This window comes from Nevskia soli DSM 19509, assembly GCF_000711955.1.
Classification (GTDB): domain Bacteria; phylum Pseudomonadota; class Gammaproteobacteria; order Nevskiales; family Nevskiaceae; genus Nevskia; species Nevskia soli.
The window spans coordinates 29,198-45,310 of record NZ_JONR01000009.1; the positions used below are offsets into that span (position 1 = coordinate 29,198).

The 16,113-nt window shown below is 66.6% G+C and carries 12 protein-coding genes; 8 read left to right on the forward strand and 4 right to left on the reverse strand.

Features of this window, described 5'->3' with window-relative positions; genetic code table 11:
- The first annotated feature begins 285 nt into the window (after positions 1-285).
- Both BP26_RS0105505 and BP26_RS0105510 read left to right on the forward strand, forming a co-directional pair.
- The gene (locus BP26_RS0105505) at positions 286-1,584 is read left to right on the forward strand and encodes an NAD(P)/FAD-dependent oxidoreductase (RefSeq protein ID WP_029919575.1); all 1,299 of its coding nucleotides are present in this window, start codon (positions 286-288) and stop codon (positions 1,582-1,584) included.
- Positions 1,581-3,089, forward strand: a complete 1,509-nt coding sequence (locus tag BP26_RS0105510) for a protein adenylyltransferase SelO (protein ID WP_051748387.1) — start codon at positions 1,581-1,583, stop codon at positions 3,087-3,089. Before BP26_RS0105505 ends, BP26_RS0105510 begins: the two co-directional genes overlap by 4 nt.
- A gap of 45 nt (positions 3,090-3,134) precedes the next feature.
- Here BP26_RS0105510 and BP26_RS0105515 read toward each other — a convergent pair whose 3' ends face one another.
- The 4 genes from BP26_RS0105515 to BP26_RS0105530 form a co-directional block, all read right to left on the reverse strand.
- Positions 3,135-3,602 carry a DUF6691 family protein gene (locus tag BP26_RS0105515; protein WP_051748437.1) on the reverse strand — a complete coding sequence of 156 codons (468 nt, stop codon included), beginning with the start codon at positions 3,600-3,602 and terminating at the stop codon, positions 3,135-3,137.
- A 13-nt stretch (positions 3,603-3,615) separates the two neighbouring features.
- Positions 3,616-4,023, reverse strand: coding sequence for a YeeE/YedE family protein (locus tag BP26_RS0105520; RefSeq protein WP_029919578.1), 408 nt, complete (start codon positions 4,021-4,023; stop codon positions 3,616-3,618).
- Between the two features lie 38 nt (positions 4,024-4,061).
- The gene (locus BP26_RS0105525) at positions 4,062-5,411 is read right to left on the reverse strand and encodes an OmpP1/FadL family transporter (protein WP_029919579.1); all 1,350 of its coding nucleotides are present in this window, start codon (positions 5,409-5,411) and stop codon (positions 4,062-4,064) included.
- Between the two features lie 146 nt (positions 5,412-5,557).
- The gene (locus tag BP26_RS0105530) at positions 5,558-6,244 is read right to left on the reverse strand and encodes an MBL fold metallo-hydrolase (RefSeq protein ID WP_029919580.1); all 687 of its coding nucleotides are present in this window, start codon (positions 6,242-6,244) and stop codon (positions 5,558-5,560) included.
- 175 nt (positions 6,245-6,419) lie between these two features.
- Between BP26_RS0105530 and BP26_RS27380 the strand changes: the two genes are divergently transcribed.
- The 6 genes from BP26_RS27380 to BP26_RS0105560 all read left to right on the forward strand — a co-directional run bounded on the left by BP26_RS27380 (position 6,420) and on the right by BP26_RS0105560 (position 16,110).
- A complete protein-coding gene (locus BP26_RS27380; protein ID WP_169740650.1) occupies positions 6,420-8,006 on the forward strand; it encodes an EAL domain-containing protein in 1,587 nt (528 codons plus the stop codon).
- Positions 8,003-8,773, forward strand: coding sequence for an ion transporter (locus BP26_RS0105540; protein ID WP_084182837.1), 771 nt, complete (start codon positions 8,003-8,005; stop codon positions 8,771-8,773). The genes BP26_RS27380 and BP26_RS0105540 overlap by 4 nt, the downstream gene beginning before the upstream one ends.
- 166 nt (positions 8,774-8,939) lie before the next feature.
- Positions 8,940-12,392 (forward strand): methylmalonyl-CoA mutase family protein, encoded by a 3,453-nt coding sequence (locus BP26_RS0105545; RefSeq protein WP_029919583.1) that lies wholly within the window; start codon positions 8,940-8,942, stop codon positions 12,390-12,392.
- Positions 12,393-12,434: 42 nt separating this feature from the next.
- Positions 12,435-13,238, forward strand: coding sequence for a sulfite exporter TauE/SafE family protein (locus BP26_RS0105550; RefSeq protein ID WP_029919584.1), 804 nt, complete (start codon positions 12,435-12,437; stop codon positions 13,236-13,238).
- 79 nt (positions 13,239-13,317) lie between these two features.
- Positions 13,318-14,778 carry a class I adenylate-forming enzyme family protein gene (locus tag BP26_RS0105555; protein WP_029919585.1) on the forward strand — a complete coding sequence of 487 codons (1,461 nt, stop codon included), beginning with the start codon at positions 13,318-13,320 and terminating at the stop codon, positions 14,776-14,778.
- Between the two features lie 273 nt (positions 14,779-15,051).
- Positions 15,052-16,110 (forward strand): sensor domain-containing diguanylate cyclase, encoded by a 1,059-nt coding sequence (locus BP26_RS0105560; RefSeq protein WP_036516194.1) that lies wholly within the window; start codon positions 15,052-15,054, stop codon positions 16,108-16,110.
- The last annotated feature ends 3 nt before the right edge of the window (positions 16,111-16,113 follow it).

Sequence of the window (16,113 nt, forward strand, 5' to 3'; positions counted from 1 at the left end):
GTCCCGAAGGGTTGCGCCCAAAATCGCGCCAGACTGCGTTGTCAGCCCCAGCCATGGAATCACCATGGCTGGGGCCTCCGCCTTGCCTGACGCGATTTTGGACTGCAACGCAGGTGCGATTCATTCTGTTACAGGCTCTAAGCCTGGTTTGGTCAAAGTCATTATATTGATTCGGATTTTGCGTGTGGCCTCGCGCCCGGACAAGGTCTGCCGCGCAGCGGTCAGGGCGGCTTTGCGTCACACTTCACACTTGCGATCCGCCCGTCCGCCCCCACACAGGCCACTATGCCGCAATCATCCGTCAGACCCCAGGTACTGATCGTCGGCGCCGGCTTCGGCGGCCTCAGTGCCGCCCAGGCTCTGGCCAGGGCCCCGGTCGACATCACCGTGGTCGACCGCCGCAATTTCCACCTGTTCCAGCCTCTGCTGTACCAGGTCGCCACCGCCGCCCTCAATCCCTCGGATGTGGCCTGGCCGGTGCGCGGCATTCTCAGCCGCCAGGCCAATACGCGGGTACTGCTGGGCGAAGTCGAGGGCGTCGACACCGCGCAGGGCCAGGTGCGGCTCACCGACGGGCGGCAGCTCGCCTACGACTGGCTGATCCTGGCCACCGGCGCCACCCACAACTATTTCGGCAACGACCGCTGGGCGCCCATCGCCCCTGGTCTGAAACGCATCGACGACGCCACCATGATCCGCCGCCGCATCCTGCTCGCCTTCGAGCGCGCGGAAAACACGGAAGATCCGGCGGAGCGCAGACGCCTGATGACCTTCGCCATCATCGGCGCCGGTCCCACCGGCGTGGAACTGGCCGGCGCCATCGCCGAGCTGTCGAAGAAGGCCCTGGCTTCGGATTTCCACTCCATTGACCCCCGCGATACCCGCATCGTGCTGATCGAAGGGGCGCCGCGCATGCTCGGCGCCTTCCCCGAGTCCCTGTCGGAATACGCGCGGCATGCACTGGAACGCCTCGGCGTCGAAGTCTGGCTCGGCAGGCAGGTAACGGAATGCGATGCGGACGGCGTTACCGCTTCCGGCGAGCGCCTCGAAGCCTCCACCATCCTGTGGGCCGCCGGCGTCGCCGCCTCGCCCGCCGCGCGCTGGCTCGGTGCGCCGGCCGACCGCGCCGGCCGCGTGCAGGTACAGCCGGATCTGTCGGTGCCGGGCCACGACCACATCCTCGTCATCGGCGATACCGCCCAGGTGCTGCAGGACGGCAAGCCGATTCCCGGCGTCGCTCCGGCGGCCAAGCAGGCCGGCGCCTACGCCGCCAAGCTGATCCTCGCCGCCGTCGGCGGCAAGCCCAAACCCGCGCCGTTCCACTACAAGAACTTCGGCAACCTCGCCACCATCGGCCGCAACCTGGCGATCATCGATTTCGGCTGGCTGCGCATGAAGGGCTTCCCGGCCTGGCTGCTGTGGGGCGTGGCCCACATCTACTTCCTCATCGGCACCCGTCATCGCCTGCTGGTGACACTGCAGTGGCTGTTCAACTACTTCAGCTTCAGCCGCGGCGCGCGCCTCATCGTCGGCTCGGACCCCGCGCTGGATGCTACTTCGACTCTGGAACTCCACCAGCCATGAGCGCCGACGGCACCGTACCCTTCACCGCCCCACCCCTGCTGCCGCAGACGCGGCGCTACGCCGCACTCGGCGACACATACGCGCCGCAGGTGGCAACCACGCCGCTGCCCGAGCCGGTCCTGCTGCACTTCAACGCCGCCCTGGCCGAAGAGATCGGCATCGAGGCCGCCGCCGCGCAGCGCCCGGAGTTCACCGCTCTGATGGCCGGCAATCGCGCCTGGCCCGACTATGCCTCGATCAGTTCGGTCTATGCCGGCCACCAGTTCGGCAGCTTCGTACCGCAACTCGGCGACGGCCGCGCCCACCTCATTGCCGAATTGCAGGGCCGCGACGGCGACCGCTGGGAACTGCAACTCAAGGGCGGCGGCCAGACGCCGTGGTCACGCTTCGCCGACGGCCGCGCCGTGCTGCGCTCCTCCATCCGCGAATACCTGGCTTCCGAGGCGATGCATGCTTTGGGCATTCCCACCACCCGTGCGCTGAGCCTGGTCGGCTCGCCGCAGCCGGTGCGGCGCGAAACCATCGAGACCGCCGCCGTGGTATGCCGCACCGCACCCGGCTTCATCCGTTTCGGCCACTTCGAATACTTCTACTACCAGAACCGGCACGCCGAGCTGAAGCCGCTGGCCGACCACGTCATCAACGAGCATTTCCCCCAGTTCGCCGGGCGCGAGGACCGTTACCAGGCCTGGCTCACCGAAGTGACCGAGCGCACCGCCCGCCTGATGGCACAGTGGCAGGCCGTCGGCTTCTGCCACGGCGTGATGAACACCGACAACTTCTCCGCCCTGGGCCTGACCCTGGACTACGGCCCCTACGGTTTCATGGACGCCTTCGACGCCCATCACATCTGCAACCACACCGACGAGGGCGGCCGCTACGCCTACGACCAGCAGCCCATGATCGGCCACTGGAACTGCTCGCGCCTGTTACAGGCAACGTTGCCGCTGCTGTCCGAGCAGCCCGAACAGGCGGTGGAAATCGCCAACAGCATCCTCGAGCGCTACCCGCCCGCGTACACCCAGGCGATGACCCCGATGTGGATCGCCAAGCTCGGCCTGCGCGATCTGCGCCTGGACGATCCGGAACTGGTCAACCGCTTCCTCGGCATCCTGCACAAGGGCCATTCCGATTTCAGCCGCAGCTTCCGCCACCTGGCCCGCCTGCGCACAGACACCGACGCGCCGGCCCATGGCATCCGCGACGAAATCGCCGACCTCGAAGCCTTCGACGCCTGGGTCATCGACTACCGCGCGCGCCTGCGCTCCGAATCATCCGACGACACGGAACGCGCCGTGCGCATGAACGCCGTGAATCCGAAGTACGTGCTGCGCAATCATTTATTGCAGGCCGCGATCGAACAGGCGCAGGGCGGTAGTTACGAAGAGATCGACACGCTATTCAAGCTGATCAACCGGCCGTTCGACGAACAGCCGGAGATGGAACGCTACGCCGAAGAGCCCCCCGCCTCGGCCCGGCACATCGAAGTCAGCTGCTCATCATAGGGCGGGTCCGCGACCCGCCGTTTACCGGGCGCAGCACTACCAGATCTAAAGCCCGCTCGCCTGCGCCGACCCCGGCAGAGTTGTCGGTGCCGCGCGCCGCGACCAAGCCGCATACAGCAGCATCCCCGCAATCACGCTAAGCAGAAACAGCACCGGCGCCCACACCCCAGCCAGCAGCCCGTTGGCCGCAATCAGAATGCTCGGCCCCGGACACACACCGCTCAAGCCCCAACCAACGCCGAACAAAGCGCTGCCCACCAGCAACCGCGGTGTAATGGTCTTGCGGTCCGGCAGCGTCACCGCCACACCGGCCACGCTGTGTCCGCGCAGCCGCACCCAGGTGTAAGCCGGCAACGTGACCGCGATGGCCCCGCCCATCACCAGTGCCATCGAGGGATTCCAGGCGCCGAACACATCCAGGAAAGCCAGGATGCGTTGCGGATCGGTCATGCCGGAGAGAATCAGGCCCAGTCCGAAGATCAGCCCGGACACGAAGGGAATCGCCTTGCGCAAGTTCGGATTCATCTCAGCCTCCCGCCAGCAGGTGACGCACCACGAACACCGTGACCATCGCCACCAGCATGAAGATCAGCGTCGCCGCCAGCGAACGCGTCGACAGGTTGCCCAGACCGCACAGGCCGTGACCGCTGGTGCAGCCGGAGCCTAGTCGCGTGCCGAATCCCACCAGCAGGCCCGAGCCGAGAATCAGCGGCCAACCCATCTCCAACTGCCCGGGCACCACCCCTCCCGCCAGGCGCACGATCAGCACCGCCGCCACCAGTCCGCCGAGAAAAGCCCAGCGCCACGCACCGGGCCATCGCTCGACCACATTGCCGACGATCCCGCTGATGCCGGCAATCTGGCCACTGCCGAGCAGCAGCAGCGAAGCCGCAAAACCGATCAGCAAGCCACCTTCAAGCGCGTGCAGGTACATGATTCCTCTCTTTCAAACGGGCCGGAGCCACGACAACCCTAGAAGCGTACCGCCAATGAAGCGCCAATGGCCTGCTCCTTCAGCCGGATATTCGCCTCGCCGCCGCCGAAACTGCCCGGCGGCAGCAGGCCGTTGTTGGGAATCGAGCCCTGGCCGTAGACCCGGCTCTCCGGCGCCCGCATGTAATACACGTTCGCCTCGTAGCCGCGGCCCAGGCTGAGCGAGGCGCCCACAGTGTAGTGGCGCGTGATCACGCCGGGGGCAAGCACGTTGAACAGGGTCTGGTCCTGCGGCACCGGCTGCTTGCCGTAGCTGTAGCCGGCCATCAGCTCCAACGGCTTCCACGGGCGATAGCCGGCGCCGAACTTGTACACGGTCATGTTGCGCCAGCCGAAGCCCGGGCCGCCGTCGGCGCCCAGCTTCACCCCGTCGACGAAGGGCTGCAGGCTGTCGCCCACCGAGGCCACGCTGCTGTAGATGATGCGCTGCACGTCGGCGGAGACGACGATGGTCTTGCGCCAGCGGTAGGCGATGCCGCCGCCGAAGTTGGCCGGGACGTCGAAGCTGCCGTGGCCGGCGAACAGCCCCTCGTACTGGCGGAAGCGCTGCATGTGGATCTTCGGCTGCCAGCTGCCGCCGATGGTGAGCCCGTCGACCGGCTCCGCCAGGTAGCCGATGCGATAGCCCACACCCCAGGAGCGCGCATAGCCCTTGTCGGTAACATTGCCCGGCGAGATCGAGAATGGTCCCACTACATTCAAGGGCGGCGGTCCCGGAAACCCGGTCATGGCGAAAGCCTGCAGGCCGTAAGCCTTGAACATCTGGTATGCCACATCCACCGACACGCCAATCGACTGGCGATCGGTGATGCGGAAGGCCACCGAAGGCGTGATGAACAGCTGCTCCAGGTTCACCCCGGCATTGCGCGGCGTGCCGCTGAGCTGGAACGCGGCGAAGGGATTGTTGCTGTAGTCGGTATTCAGCCCGCCGTTGCCGTACATGGCGATGCCGGCGCTGAAGCGCTGGCTGATCTGCCGGCTGTAGCCGAAGCCGGGGATATAGAAATTCTTGATGGCGTTGCCGTCGTATTCACCATTGGCGCTGCGTCCGCTGAGCAACACCGCGATGCTGGTATTGCCCTGGATTTCGGAGGAGCGGCGCGGCGTGAACCAGTCCACGCCCAGGTCATAACGATCCCCCACCAGGGTCAATCCGGCGGGATTGCTCGCAACCACGAGCGAGTCCTGCGGCAGGGCATAACCGACGCCGCCCATCGCCTTGGACGCGGTGCCGTAGCCATGCATGAAGTAGCCGTTGGTGGCCTGGGCCGGCAAGGCCGCCGCACCGAGTAGCGCCAACACCCCTGCCGCATATCGCCTGTTCAACATCCTGCGCCCCGCCAGCTTATTCGCCGGCGGCAATCATAGGTGCGGTGCAGGGCGCCGGAATACAGCCGGCCGAGACTTTATAGGGATATGAATAGACGGTTTACGGCATAACAGCGCCGCCGCTTGTTGCTTCCGCTCAGGGCAATTCAGGCAGCCTGTCCACAGCGCAGGTTGGCCGGGACCGCCACGTCCATCAGCTTCGGGCTGGGCAGGCGCAGGCCATTCATCAACGCCACGTATTCCTCCACCGACCGCACCTGCAGCCGGGGATTCCACCGCCGCTCCTCGGCGATGGTCGAAACCGTGCAGCCGCGATAGTCGTGCGCCGGGTAGACCAGGGTCTCGTCGGGCAGGCGCAGCAGCTTGTTGAAGATCGAGTCGTAGGATTCGCGGGGATCGCCGTTCTGGAAATCGGTGCGCCCGGTGCCGCGGATCAGCAGCACGTCGCCGGTGAAGACCCGATCGTCGCCGACCAGGCTGAACGACTCGTTGGTGTGTCCCGGCGTATACAGGGCACGCAGCCGCACGCCGTCGAAGCCCACCATCTCGCCGTCGCGGAATTGTGCCGAGACGCACTCGGCCCGGGTGCGCTCGCCCATCAGCGTGGTGCAGGCGGTGGCGCTACGCAGGTCGCCCAGCGCCGTGATATGGTCGGCGTGAGTGTGGGTATCCACTGCGATCACCAGCTTCAGGCCCAGTTCCGCGATCAGCTGGAGGTAGAGCGGGGTCTTCTCCTGCACCGGGTCGATCAGCAACGCCTCCCCGCCCACCCGCGAAGCCAGCAGGTAGGTATAGGTCGAGGACTCCACATCGAACAGTTGGCGGAACAGCATGCGATCACCGGGCCGGCGCGGTGCCGCGGGACGGCAACCGCTCATAAAGGAACTTCAATAGTTCAAATATACGACACTCGCGTATGAAGTCATTCTCACCGCTTGACGATACCTGTCGTTATGCTGGAGCTTTACGCAATAACAATATGATATTGCTGCCATGGGAGAGCTTGGTTTGAGGGGGCGTCGCCGCAAGACACTACTGTTGGCCCTGGTCGCCCTGGCCGGCCTGCTGCCGCCGGTCGCTTTCCTGGTGATCTCGTGGTTCCAGACCGTGCAGGATGCCAATAACCGGCTGCAGCGCTATGCCTCGACCGCGGTCGACCGCGCCGACGAGATTTTCGGCACGGCAGAATTCACCCTGGCCGGGATGGCGCAATCCCTGGAGATCCATTGCAACAACACCACCTACCAGGCATTGCGTCGCACCGCGTTCGAATCGATCTATTTCCAGGAGGCGACGCTGATTTCCAACGGCGCCGTGATCTGCAGCAGCCGCACCGGCAAGGCCGTCCAGCCCATCACCTACCGGGAAAACACCGTGGTGCCGGACCATGGCCTGCATATCTCGCCGCCGGTGACCCTGGCGCGGGAGAACAATATCGTCTCGATCATCATCCACTACCGGGCGACCGCGAATGCCATGTTCGGCCTGCACCTGAACCCGGTATTGCTGGGCGAGCCGATGCGCAAATACGCCACCGAAGACCAGGTCACCCTGATCCTGCAGCGCAGCGACGGCGCCACGCTGTCCCAATTCGGCCTCAACGCCGATCTGCCGCAGACGCGGATCGGCGGCGACCGCGTCATTCTCAAATCGAAGCGCTATCCGATCCAGGCCGTCGCCATCGGCTCCCCCACCTGGCTGCTGCACAACTGGCGGCGCAATGCCCTCATCTTCGGCAGCCTCGGCCTGCTCACCTCGGCCCTGCTGTTCGTGCTGCTGTTGTTCGTCGCCCGGCGCCAGTTCTCCGCCGCCGCCAGCGTGCAGGACGCCCTGGCCGATGGCCAGTTCCAAGTCTACTACCAGCCGATGATCGATACCGTTAACGGCGCCTGCATCGGCGCCGAATCGCTGCTGCGCTGGCACCACCCGCAACTCGGCGTCCTGCTGCCGGACACTTTCATCGCCGCCGCCGAGGAAAGCGGCTTCATCGTCGACCTGACCAAGTGGCTGATGCGGCGCATCGTCACCGACATGGCGGCGCTGCTGAAGGAAAACCCGCAACTCCACATCTCGCTCAACCTCAGCCCGCAGCACTTCGAGCACCCGCGGCTGCTGGCCGACATCAAGGCCGTGTTCGGCCCGCATATCGCCCCGGGGCAGATCACGTTCGAGGTCACCGAGCACCAGCTGATCATGAACGAGGACAACAAGGCGCTGGAGGTGCTGAAGAACATCCGCGCCATGGGCACCCGCATCGCCATCGACGATTTCGGCAGCGGCTACTCCAGCCTCAAATACCTGAGCCGCTTCCCCTTCGACTACCTGAAGATCGACAAGGCCTTCATCGACGCCATCGGCACCGAGTCGGTCACCGCCGGACTGGTCGACACCATCGTGCGCATGGCCAACCAGCTCAAGCTGAAAACGGTGGCGGAAGGCGTTGAGACCCCCGCCCAACTCGCCTACCTGCGCGAACTGAAGGTCGACTACGTCCAGGGCTGGCTGTTCTCCAAGGCCCTGCCGGCGGACCAGTTCCACGCCTTTTTCGCCGCCAACAAGTCCTACATGCTCGGCGCCGCCTCGTCGCGGTCATGACTGAACCGGCACCGACAGCGCCTGCGGAAACACACTCTCTGCGGCAGGCGCTGCGCGGCATCGGCTGGCTCGACTGGTCGATGCTGCTGCTGGCGCTGCTTTCGGTGGGCCTGCTGGGTTACGAAACCTGGGGGCCGGTCAGCGCCGCCGACCGCTGGTGGATCATCCGCGGCGACTACCTGATCTGCGCCATCTTCGCCGCCGAATTCCTGTGGCGCTGGCGCCAGGCCGGCTGGCGCTGGCGCTACCTGGTACACAACTGGTACGACATCCTCGGCATGATCCCCATCGCCCACCCGGCACTGCGCGGCTTCCGCCTGTTCCGGGTGCTGCGCATCGTCATCCTGCTGTCGCGCTTCGGCATGGCGGCGGACCGCGCCCTCGGCGCCGAATTCACCTACCGCCTGGTCGACCGCTTCTCCGCCAGCATCGTCGACGCCATCAGCGGTCCCGTCACCATCGCGGTGCTGGAAGAAGTGGCCGACGTCCTGCAGAAGGGTACCTACACCCGCAACATCGCCCGCGCCCTCGACGAGAACCACCGCGAACTGCGCGCCATGATCGCCGACAAGCTGCGCGCCGACCCGCGCACCGGCCGGCTCAAGCGCCTGCCGTTCTACGACGACATCGTCGCCAGCGTGGTCGACGCCGGCCTCGACGTGGTGCAGGAAGTCCTGCGCGATCCCCGCACCGACGAGCTGGTAGCCGACATGCTGCGCGAAAATATCACCCAGTTGCGGGAGGCTGTGGCGCGCAATCAGGTGTGAAATGGCGGCTTGGCCTGGTCCCCGCCGCTGCGGCCGCAGCCCGGCATCCCGCGGCGCGCAGCGAACCCTGGACGAGCCTGTGAAACAAGCCCGATTACCCCGTGGTAGCGTCGCAAAGCGTTAAAATCGGGGCCAACTGCGTAAGACCCATTACTGGAGACGCTTCATGTCCCGCCCTGTCCCCACTCCCCCGCCCGCCGAAGCCGGCGATGCCGCGCGTACCGCGCCGCTGCGCTTCATCACCGCCGCCAGCCTGTTCGACGGCCACGACGCCGCCATCAACGTCATGCGCCGCCTGATCCAGGCCCAGGGCGCGGAACTGGTGCACCTCGGCCACAACCGCTCGGTCGAGGACATCGTGCGCGCCGCCCTGCAAGAGGATGCCGACGCGATCGCCCTGTCCTCCTACCAGGGCGGCCACACGGAATTCTTCAAGTACATGGTGGACATGCTGCGCGAACGCGGCGCCGGACACATCAAGGTATTCGGCGGCGGCGGCGGCACCATCACCCCGGAAGAGATCAAGGACCTGCACGACTACGGCGTCGAGCGCATCTACCATCCCAACGACGGCGCCAAGCTGGGCCTGGTCGGCATGATCGAGGACCTGGTCAAGCGCGCGGAAGGCGCGCGGGTCGCCACCGCCGAGCCGGCCCAGGTCTCGCTCGACGACGAGATCAGCATCGGCAGGATGCTATCCGCCATCGAAGAAGGCCTGTTCGGCGAAGCCGAATTGGCCAAGCTGCGCAAACAGTGGGCCCTCGCCGGCAAGAAAACCCCGGTGCTCGGCTTCACCGGCACCGGCGGCGCCGGCAAGTCCAGCGTGGTCGACGAACTGCTGCTGCGTTTCCTCCAGGCCTTCCCCGAAATCCGCGTCGCCGTGCTGGCGGTGGACCCCACCCGCCGCCGCAGCGGCGGCGCCCTGCTGGGCGACCGCATCCGCATGAACTCCCTGCGCAGCCCGCGCCTGTACATGCGCAGCATGGCCACGCGCCGCCAACACGCCGCCACCAGCATCGTGCTGAAAGACTGCATCGGCTTCCTCAAGGCCCAGGGTTACGACCTCGTCATCGTCGAAACCGCCGGCATCGGCCAGTCCGATTCCGAGATCGTCGACCTGGTCGACTTCCCCATGTACGTCATGACCAGCGACTACGGCGCCGCCAGCCAGCTGGAGAAGATCGACATGCTCGACTTCGCCGAACTGGTGGTGCTCAACAAGTACGACCGTCGCGGCGCCGAAGACGCCCTGCGCGACGTGCGCAAGCAGTGGAAGCGCAACCGCGTCAAGTTCGAACTGAAGGACGAGGACGTGCCGGTCTACCCGACCATCGCCAGCCAGTTCAACGATCCTGGCGTGACCTGGATGTTCACCAACCTGTGCCGCCTGCTGCGCGAAAAGCTCGGACTGCCGGCGGAAAAATGGACTCCGGACCTCGACACCAGCCTGAAGGAACCGCGCGCCACCGTGCTGATTCCCGGCAATCGCGTGCGCTACCTGGCCGAGATCGCCGAGAACGGCCGCGGTATCAACAGCGAGATTGAGCGCCAGGCGGAGGCCGCCGACCGCGCCCAGGCTTTCTGGCAGGCACTGCAGGAAGTCGGCGACGCCAAACTACCCAAACAGCTCGATCTCTACGGCTCCGATGCCCTGAACGAAGCCGGCGACCGCACCCTCGCCACCCTGCGCCAGCGCTACCAGGACGCGGTGAAGACCCTCTCCACCGACTCCCTCAACCTGCTGCGCGAGTGGCCCACCCGCCTCAAGGGCATCACCGACGAGTACGGCGGCTACGAGGTGCGCGGCAAGGTCATCAAGGTCGAGAACTACCGCGACTCGCTCTCGCACCAGAAAATCCCCAAGATCGCCGCGCCCACCTACAAGAGCTTCGGCGAACTGCTGCGTTTCCTGTGCAAGGAAAACCTGCCCGGCGACTACCCCTATACCGGCGGCGTATATCCGTATCGCCGCACCGGTGAAGACCCGATCCGCATGTTCGCCGGCGAAGGCACGCCGGAGCGCACCAACCGCCGCTTTCATTACCTGAGCCACGGCCAGCCGGCGGCGCGCCTGTCCACCGCCTTCGATTCCGTCACCCTCTACGGCGAGGACCCGCACACCCGCCCGGACATCTACGGCAAGATCGGCAACAGCGGCGTCAGCATCGCCACGCTGGACGACATGAAGAAGCTCTACTCCGGCTTCGACCTGTGCGCCCCGACCACCTCCGTCTCCATGACCATCAACGGCCCGGCGCCGATGATCCTGGCCATGTTCATGAACACCGCCATCGACCAGCAGGTGGAGAAACACCTCAAGGCCGATCCCAAGCGCTGGGCCGCCGCGGAAAAGAAGATCGCCGAGATCTACAAGGGTAAGAAGCGCCCCGCCTACTCCGGCGAACTGCCGCCGACCAACGACGGCCTCGGCCTGGGCCTGCTCGGCGTCTCCGGCGTCGAAGTGATCGATGCCGAGACCTATGCGAAGATCAAGACCGAAACCCTCTCCACCGTGCGCGGCACCGTGCAAGCCGACATCCTGAAAGAGGACCAGGCGCAGAACACCTGCATCTTCAGCACCGAGTTCGCCCTGCGCATGATGGGCGACATCCAGCAGTACTTCGTCGAACACAAGGTCCGCAACTTCTACTCGGTTTCCATCTCCGGTTACCACATCGCCGAAGCCGGGGCGAATCCGATCAGCCAGCTGGCCTTCACCCTCAGCAACGGCTTCACCATCGTCGAGTACTACCTGGCGCGCGGCATGAAGATCGACGACTTCGCGCCCAACCTGTCGTTCTTCTTCAGCAACGGCATGGACCCGGAGTACAGCGTCATCGGCCGCGTCGCCCGCCGCATCTGGGCCCGCGCCATGCGTGAACTCTACGGCGCCGCCCCGCGCAGCCAGATGCTCAAGTACCACATCCAGACCTCCGGCCGCTCCCTGCACGCCCAGGAGATCCAGTTCAACGACATCCGCACCACCCTGCAGGCGCTGTACGCCCTGTTCGACAACTGCAACAGCCTGCACACCAATGCCTACGACGAAGCCATCACCACGCCGACCGAAGAATCCGTGCGTCGCGCCGTGGCCATCCAGCTCATCATCAACCGCGAGTTGGGCCTGAACTTCTGCGAGAACCCCTGGCAGGGCAGCTTCGTCATCGACGCCCTCACCGACCTGGTGGAGGAAGCCGTGTACAAGGAATTTGAGGCGCTCAGCGAGCGCGGCGGCGTGCTCGGCGCCATGGACACCATGTACCAGCGCGGCAAGATCCAGGAAGAGAGCCTCTACTACGAGCACAAGAAGTACGACGGCTCCCTGCCCCTGATCGGCGTCAACACCTTCCTGGCCAAGGAGCACGGCGGCGAGATCGCCACCAGCATCGAGCTGATCCGCTCCACCGAGGAAGAGAAAGGCCAGCAGATCGACAACGTCGCTGCCTACCGCGCCGCCCGCAACGCCCTCGCCCCCGAAGGCCTCAAGTCCTTGCAGAAGACCGCGCGCGACCGTCGCAACATCTTCGAGAGCCTGATCGAGGCGGTGAAATACAACTCGCTCGGCCAGATCAGCCACGCCCTCTACGAAGTCGGCGGCGAATACCGGCGCAATATGTAAGCGCATTGCGCGCTGCCGGCGCGGATTCGGCAAACTGGACGGATGATCGTCTCCTCCATCCTCGGCCTGCTCGTCGGCGTAGTGCTCGGCCTCACCGGCGCAGGGGGCGGCATCCTGGCGGTGCCGGCCCTGGTCTTCGGCATGGGCTGGACCATGCAGCAGGCGACGCCGGTGGCCCTGATCGCGGTGGCGGGCGGCGCCGCGGTCGGTGCCGTCGAAGGCCTGCGCAAGCGCCTGGTGCGCTGGCGCGCCGCCCTGCTGATGGCCCTAGCCGCCTTTCCCTGCACCTTCCTCGGCGTGCACAGTGCCCACCAGTTGCCGCAGCGCTGGCTGATCGGCATTTTCGCCGCGGTGATGCTGCTGGTCGCCGCCCGCCTGCTGGGCGGCGCGCGGCGCAATGCCGAGCCGGCTACGGAATCCTCCATGGCCCTGGCGCGCATCGACGCCAAAACCGGCCGCATCCACTGGACCTGGCCCACCGCAGCGCTGATCGCAGCAATTGGCGCCGTCACCGGCTTCATGACCGGCCTGCTCGGCGTCGGCGGCGGCTTCGTCATCGTGCCCCTGCTGCGCCGCTACAGCGGCGTCAGCATGCATGGCGTTGTCGCCACCTCCCTCATGGTCATCGCCGCGGTCAGCAGCGGCGGCGTCGCCATCGCCTTGTTGCACGGCGCCGTGCTGCCGCTGCCGGCCACCGCCTGGTTCGCGGGCGCCACCGCCGCCGGCATGCTGCTCGGACGGCGGCTGGTGAAAACCCTGTCGGCGCGCCAGGTGCAATACGGCTTCGCCCTGGTGCTGGCTCTCGTCGCCTGCGGACTTCTGGTCAAAAGCCTCGCCGCAATCTGAACCGCCGCGGACTGAGCCTGCGGACGCGATGCGGCCCGGTTCACGCCACTGCATCCGGCCGGCGTGGCAACATGCCGCCATGAGTCCGTCGATCGTCGAGGCATTCCGCGACAGCGCCCTGCGCCACCCGGCTGCGCCCGCGTTGGTTCACGACGGCCAGCTCATCAGCTACCGGCAGTTGCTGGCGCTGCTGCATAGCGCCGCCGCCAGCCTGCACCACCACGGCGTCCATCCCGCCACGGTGACCGGCGTCGTGATGGAACAGACGCCCCTGCACTGCGCCGTGCTGCTGGCCCTGCTCCGCCTTGGCGCCCTGGTGGTGCCGCTCGGCCCGGCGCTGCCGCCCGCGGAACGATTGCGGCTGGCGCGCAAATACGGCGTGCAATTGCTGGTGACCGACAACCAGGCCGAACCAGCCGGCGACATCCCCCTGCTGCGCCTGGCCGGCCTCAGCGCACGCGCCGACGAAGCCGAGCCGGATACCGGCTTCCGGCCGACCGCCGCCACCCCGGCGCGCCTGGCGCTGACCTCCGGCACCACCGGTGAACCCAAGGCCATCCTGCACACGCACGGCGAGCTGCTGGAACGTGCCTTGCGCACCACCGCGGGTTGGGACAGCAGCACCCACCTGCTGCCGCCGAGACTGCATCTGACGGTGGCGACCGCCGCCCTGCTCGGCACCCTGTGCCGCGGCGGCACGGTGGTCTTTCCCCGGGGCAACGAATTCCCCGACCTCATCGCCGCCGTGCGGCAGCAGGCGGTGACCCACCTGATCCAGTCGCCCGCCAGCGCCCTGGCCCTCGCCGCGCTGCGGCCTCAGGGCGGGCTGCCCGGCCTGAAGCAGCTGCGTCTGGTCGGCGGCATGCCTACAGCCGCCCAGCTCGACATCCTTCAGCGCCGCCTGACACTGCAGATCCAGGTCACCTACGCGCTGACCGAACTCGGTGTGGTCGCCATCGCGACGCCCGAAACCCTCGCACAGGCGCCAGCCAGTACCGGCAGGGTGCAAAGCTGGGTCCGCCTGCAAATCGTCGATGAAACAGGCCAGGTACTGCCGCCCGGCAGCACCGGGGAAATCCGCGTCATCACCACGCCCATGCCGCACGGCTACTACCGCGACGCAGAGCTCAGCCGGCGGCGCTTCCGCGACGGCTGGTTCCACACCGGCGATCTCGGCAGCATTGCCGCCGACGGGCTGTTGCGGATCGAAGGCCGCAACGACGACCTGCTCAATATCGGCGGTCACAAGGTGCTGCCAGGGCCCATCGAGGAAATCCTGCTGCGGCATCCCGGCGTGAAGCAGGCAGCCCTATTTTCGATCGCGGCGGCGGACGGCAGCGCCCGGCTCGGCGCCGCCCTGGTCCCGGATCCCAAAAGCGAAGTGGAGGAACTGGCGGCCTGGTGCCGGCAGCACCTGGGCTTTTACGACGAACGCGTATTGCTGCTGCCGGCGCTGCCGCGCAACGAACTGGGCAAGGTTCTGCGCGGTGAATTGCGCCGCATGGTCATGGCACGCCGCCCTGTGAAACAGGCGCGCTGACCGGATTTTTACCCCTGGGCGGTCATGGCGCTGCACGGCGCCCAGGGCCATGCCTCCCCGATCCCCAACCGTCCACGGCGGCGCGTCCACCCATTTGTCCGGAAATGTCGGAGCCGCGGCCCGATCCGCCGTGAAATGTCCCCGGTTCGCCAGGGAAGCGGATATCCTTTTCCCGGCGGCGGCCTGGAGTCCGCCGGACCTGGATGTCCCCGGATTGCCGCGCTCGCCAAAGTCCGCTGCATCATTTCACCCCTCCCGCCGCCAAGGAACAGCTTGAAGGGTTCCCCTGCCGAAAACCTGCGTTTCATCGACCGCATGCGCGGGCTGCGCAGCCTGGGCGTGGCCTTGGCATTCTTCTGCGTGGCCGGCGTCTTCTACAACAACGGCGCGAACCCGTTGGCCTGGGCCGCTCTGGTTTTCAACGCCGTGGCATGGCCGCACCTGGCCTGGTACCTGGCCCGGCGCAGCCCCGAGCCGTACGCCGCCGAACGGCGCAACCTGGTGATCGACTCGGCCACCTCCGGCGTCTGGATCGTGCTGATGCATTTCAACCTGTTGCCCAGCGCCTTGCTGGTCGCGATGCTGTCGATGGACAAGATCTGCGTCGGCGGCTGGCGCTTCCTGGCGCGCACCGCCACGGCCCAGTTGATCGCCGCGGCGGCCACGCTGGCGCTGTACGGCTTGCGCTTCGAGCCGGCAACCTCGTTGACCCAGATCCTGCTGTGCCTGCCCTTCCTCATGGCCTATCCCATCGGCGTAGCCACCCTGACCTTCGCCCTGGCGCGCAAGGTACGCCGCCAGAACAAGCAGCTGGAAGAGCTGAACCGCATCGACTCCCTCACCGGCCTGCTCAATCGCGGCCACTGGGAAGACGCGCTGCTGGGCGAGTTGAAGCGCCATCAGCGCCTTGGCCGCCCCGCCACCTTGTTGATGGTCGACATCGACCGCTTCAAGCCGATCAACGACCAGCATGGCCACCCGGTCGGCGACGAGGTCATCCGCGGCGTCGCCGGCCTGATCCAGGGCTGCGTGCGCGACATCGACACCGCCGGCCGTTACGGCGGCGACGAATTCGGCATCGTCCTCCCCGACGCCGACGTGCAGCAGGCCATGGTCGTCGCCGAACGCATCCGCTGCGGGGTGGAAAGCGGCGCGTTCGGAGCGGACGGCCGCCTGCATTCCACCGTCAGCATCGGTCTCGCCGCGGCCGGGGCGGACATGCACGGCAGCCGCGACTGGATCGCCTCGGCCGACGCCGCCCTGTACCGGGCCAAGATGCTGGGACGCAACCGCGTCGTCGGCGCTGAGCAGCGACTGAAACAGACCGGCTGAGCA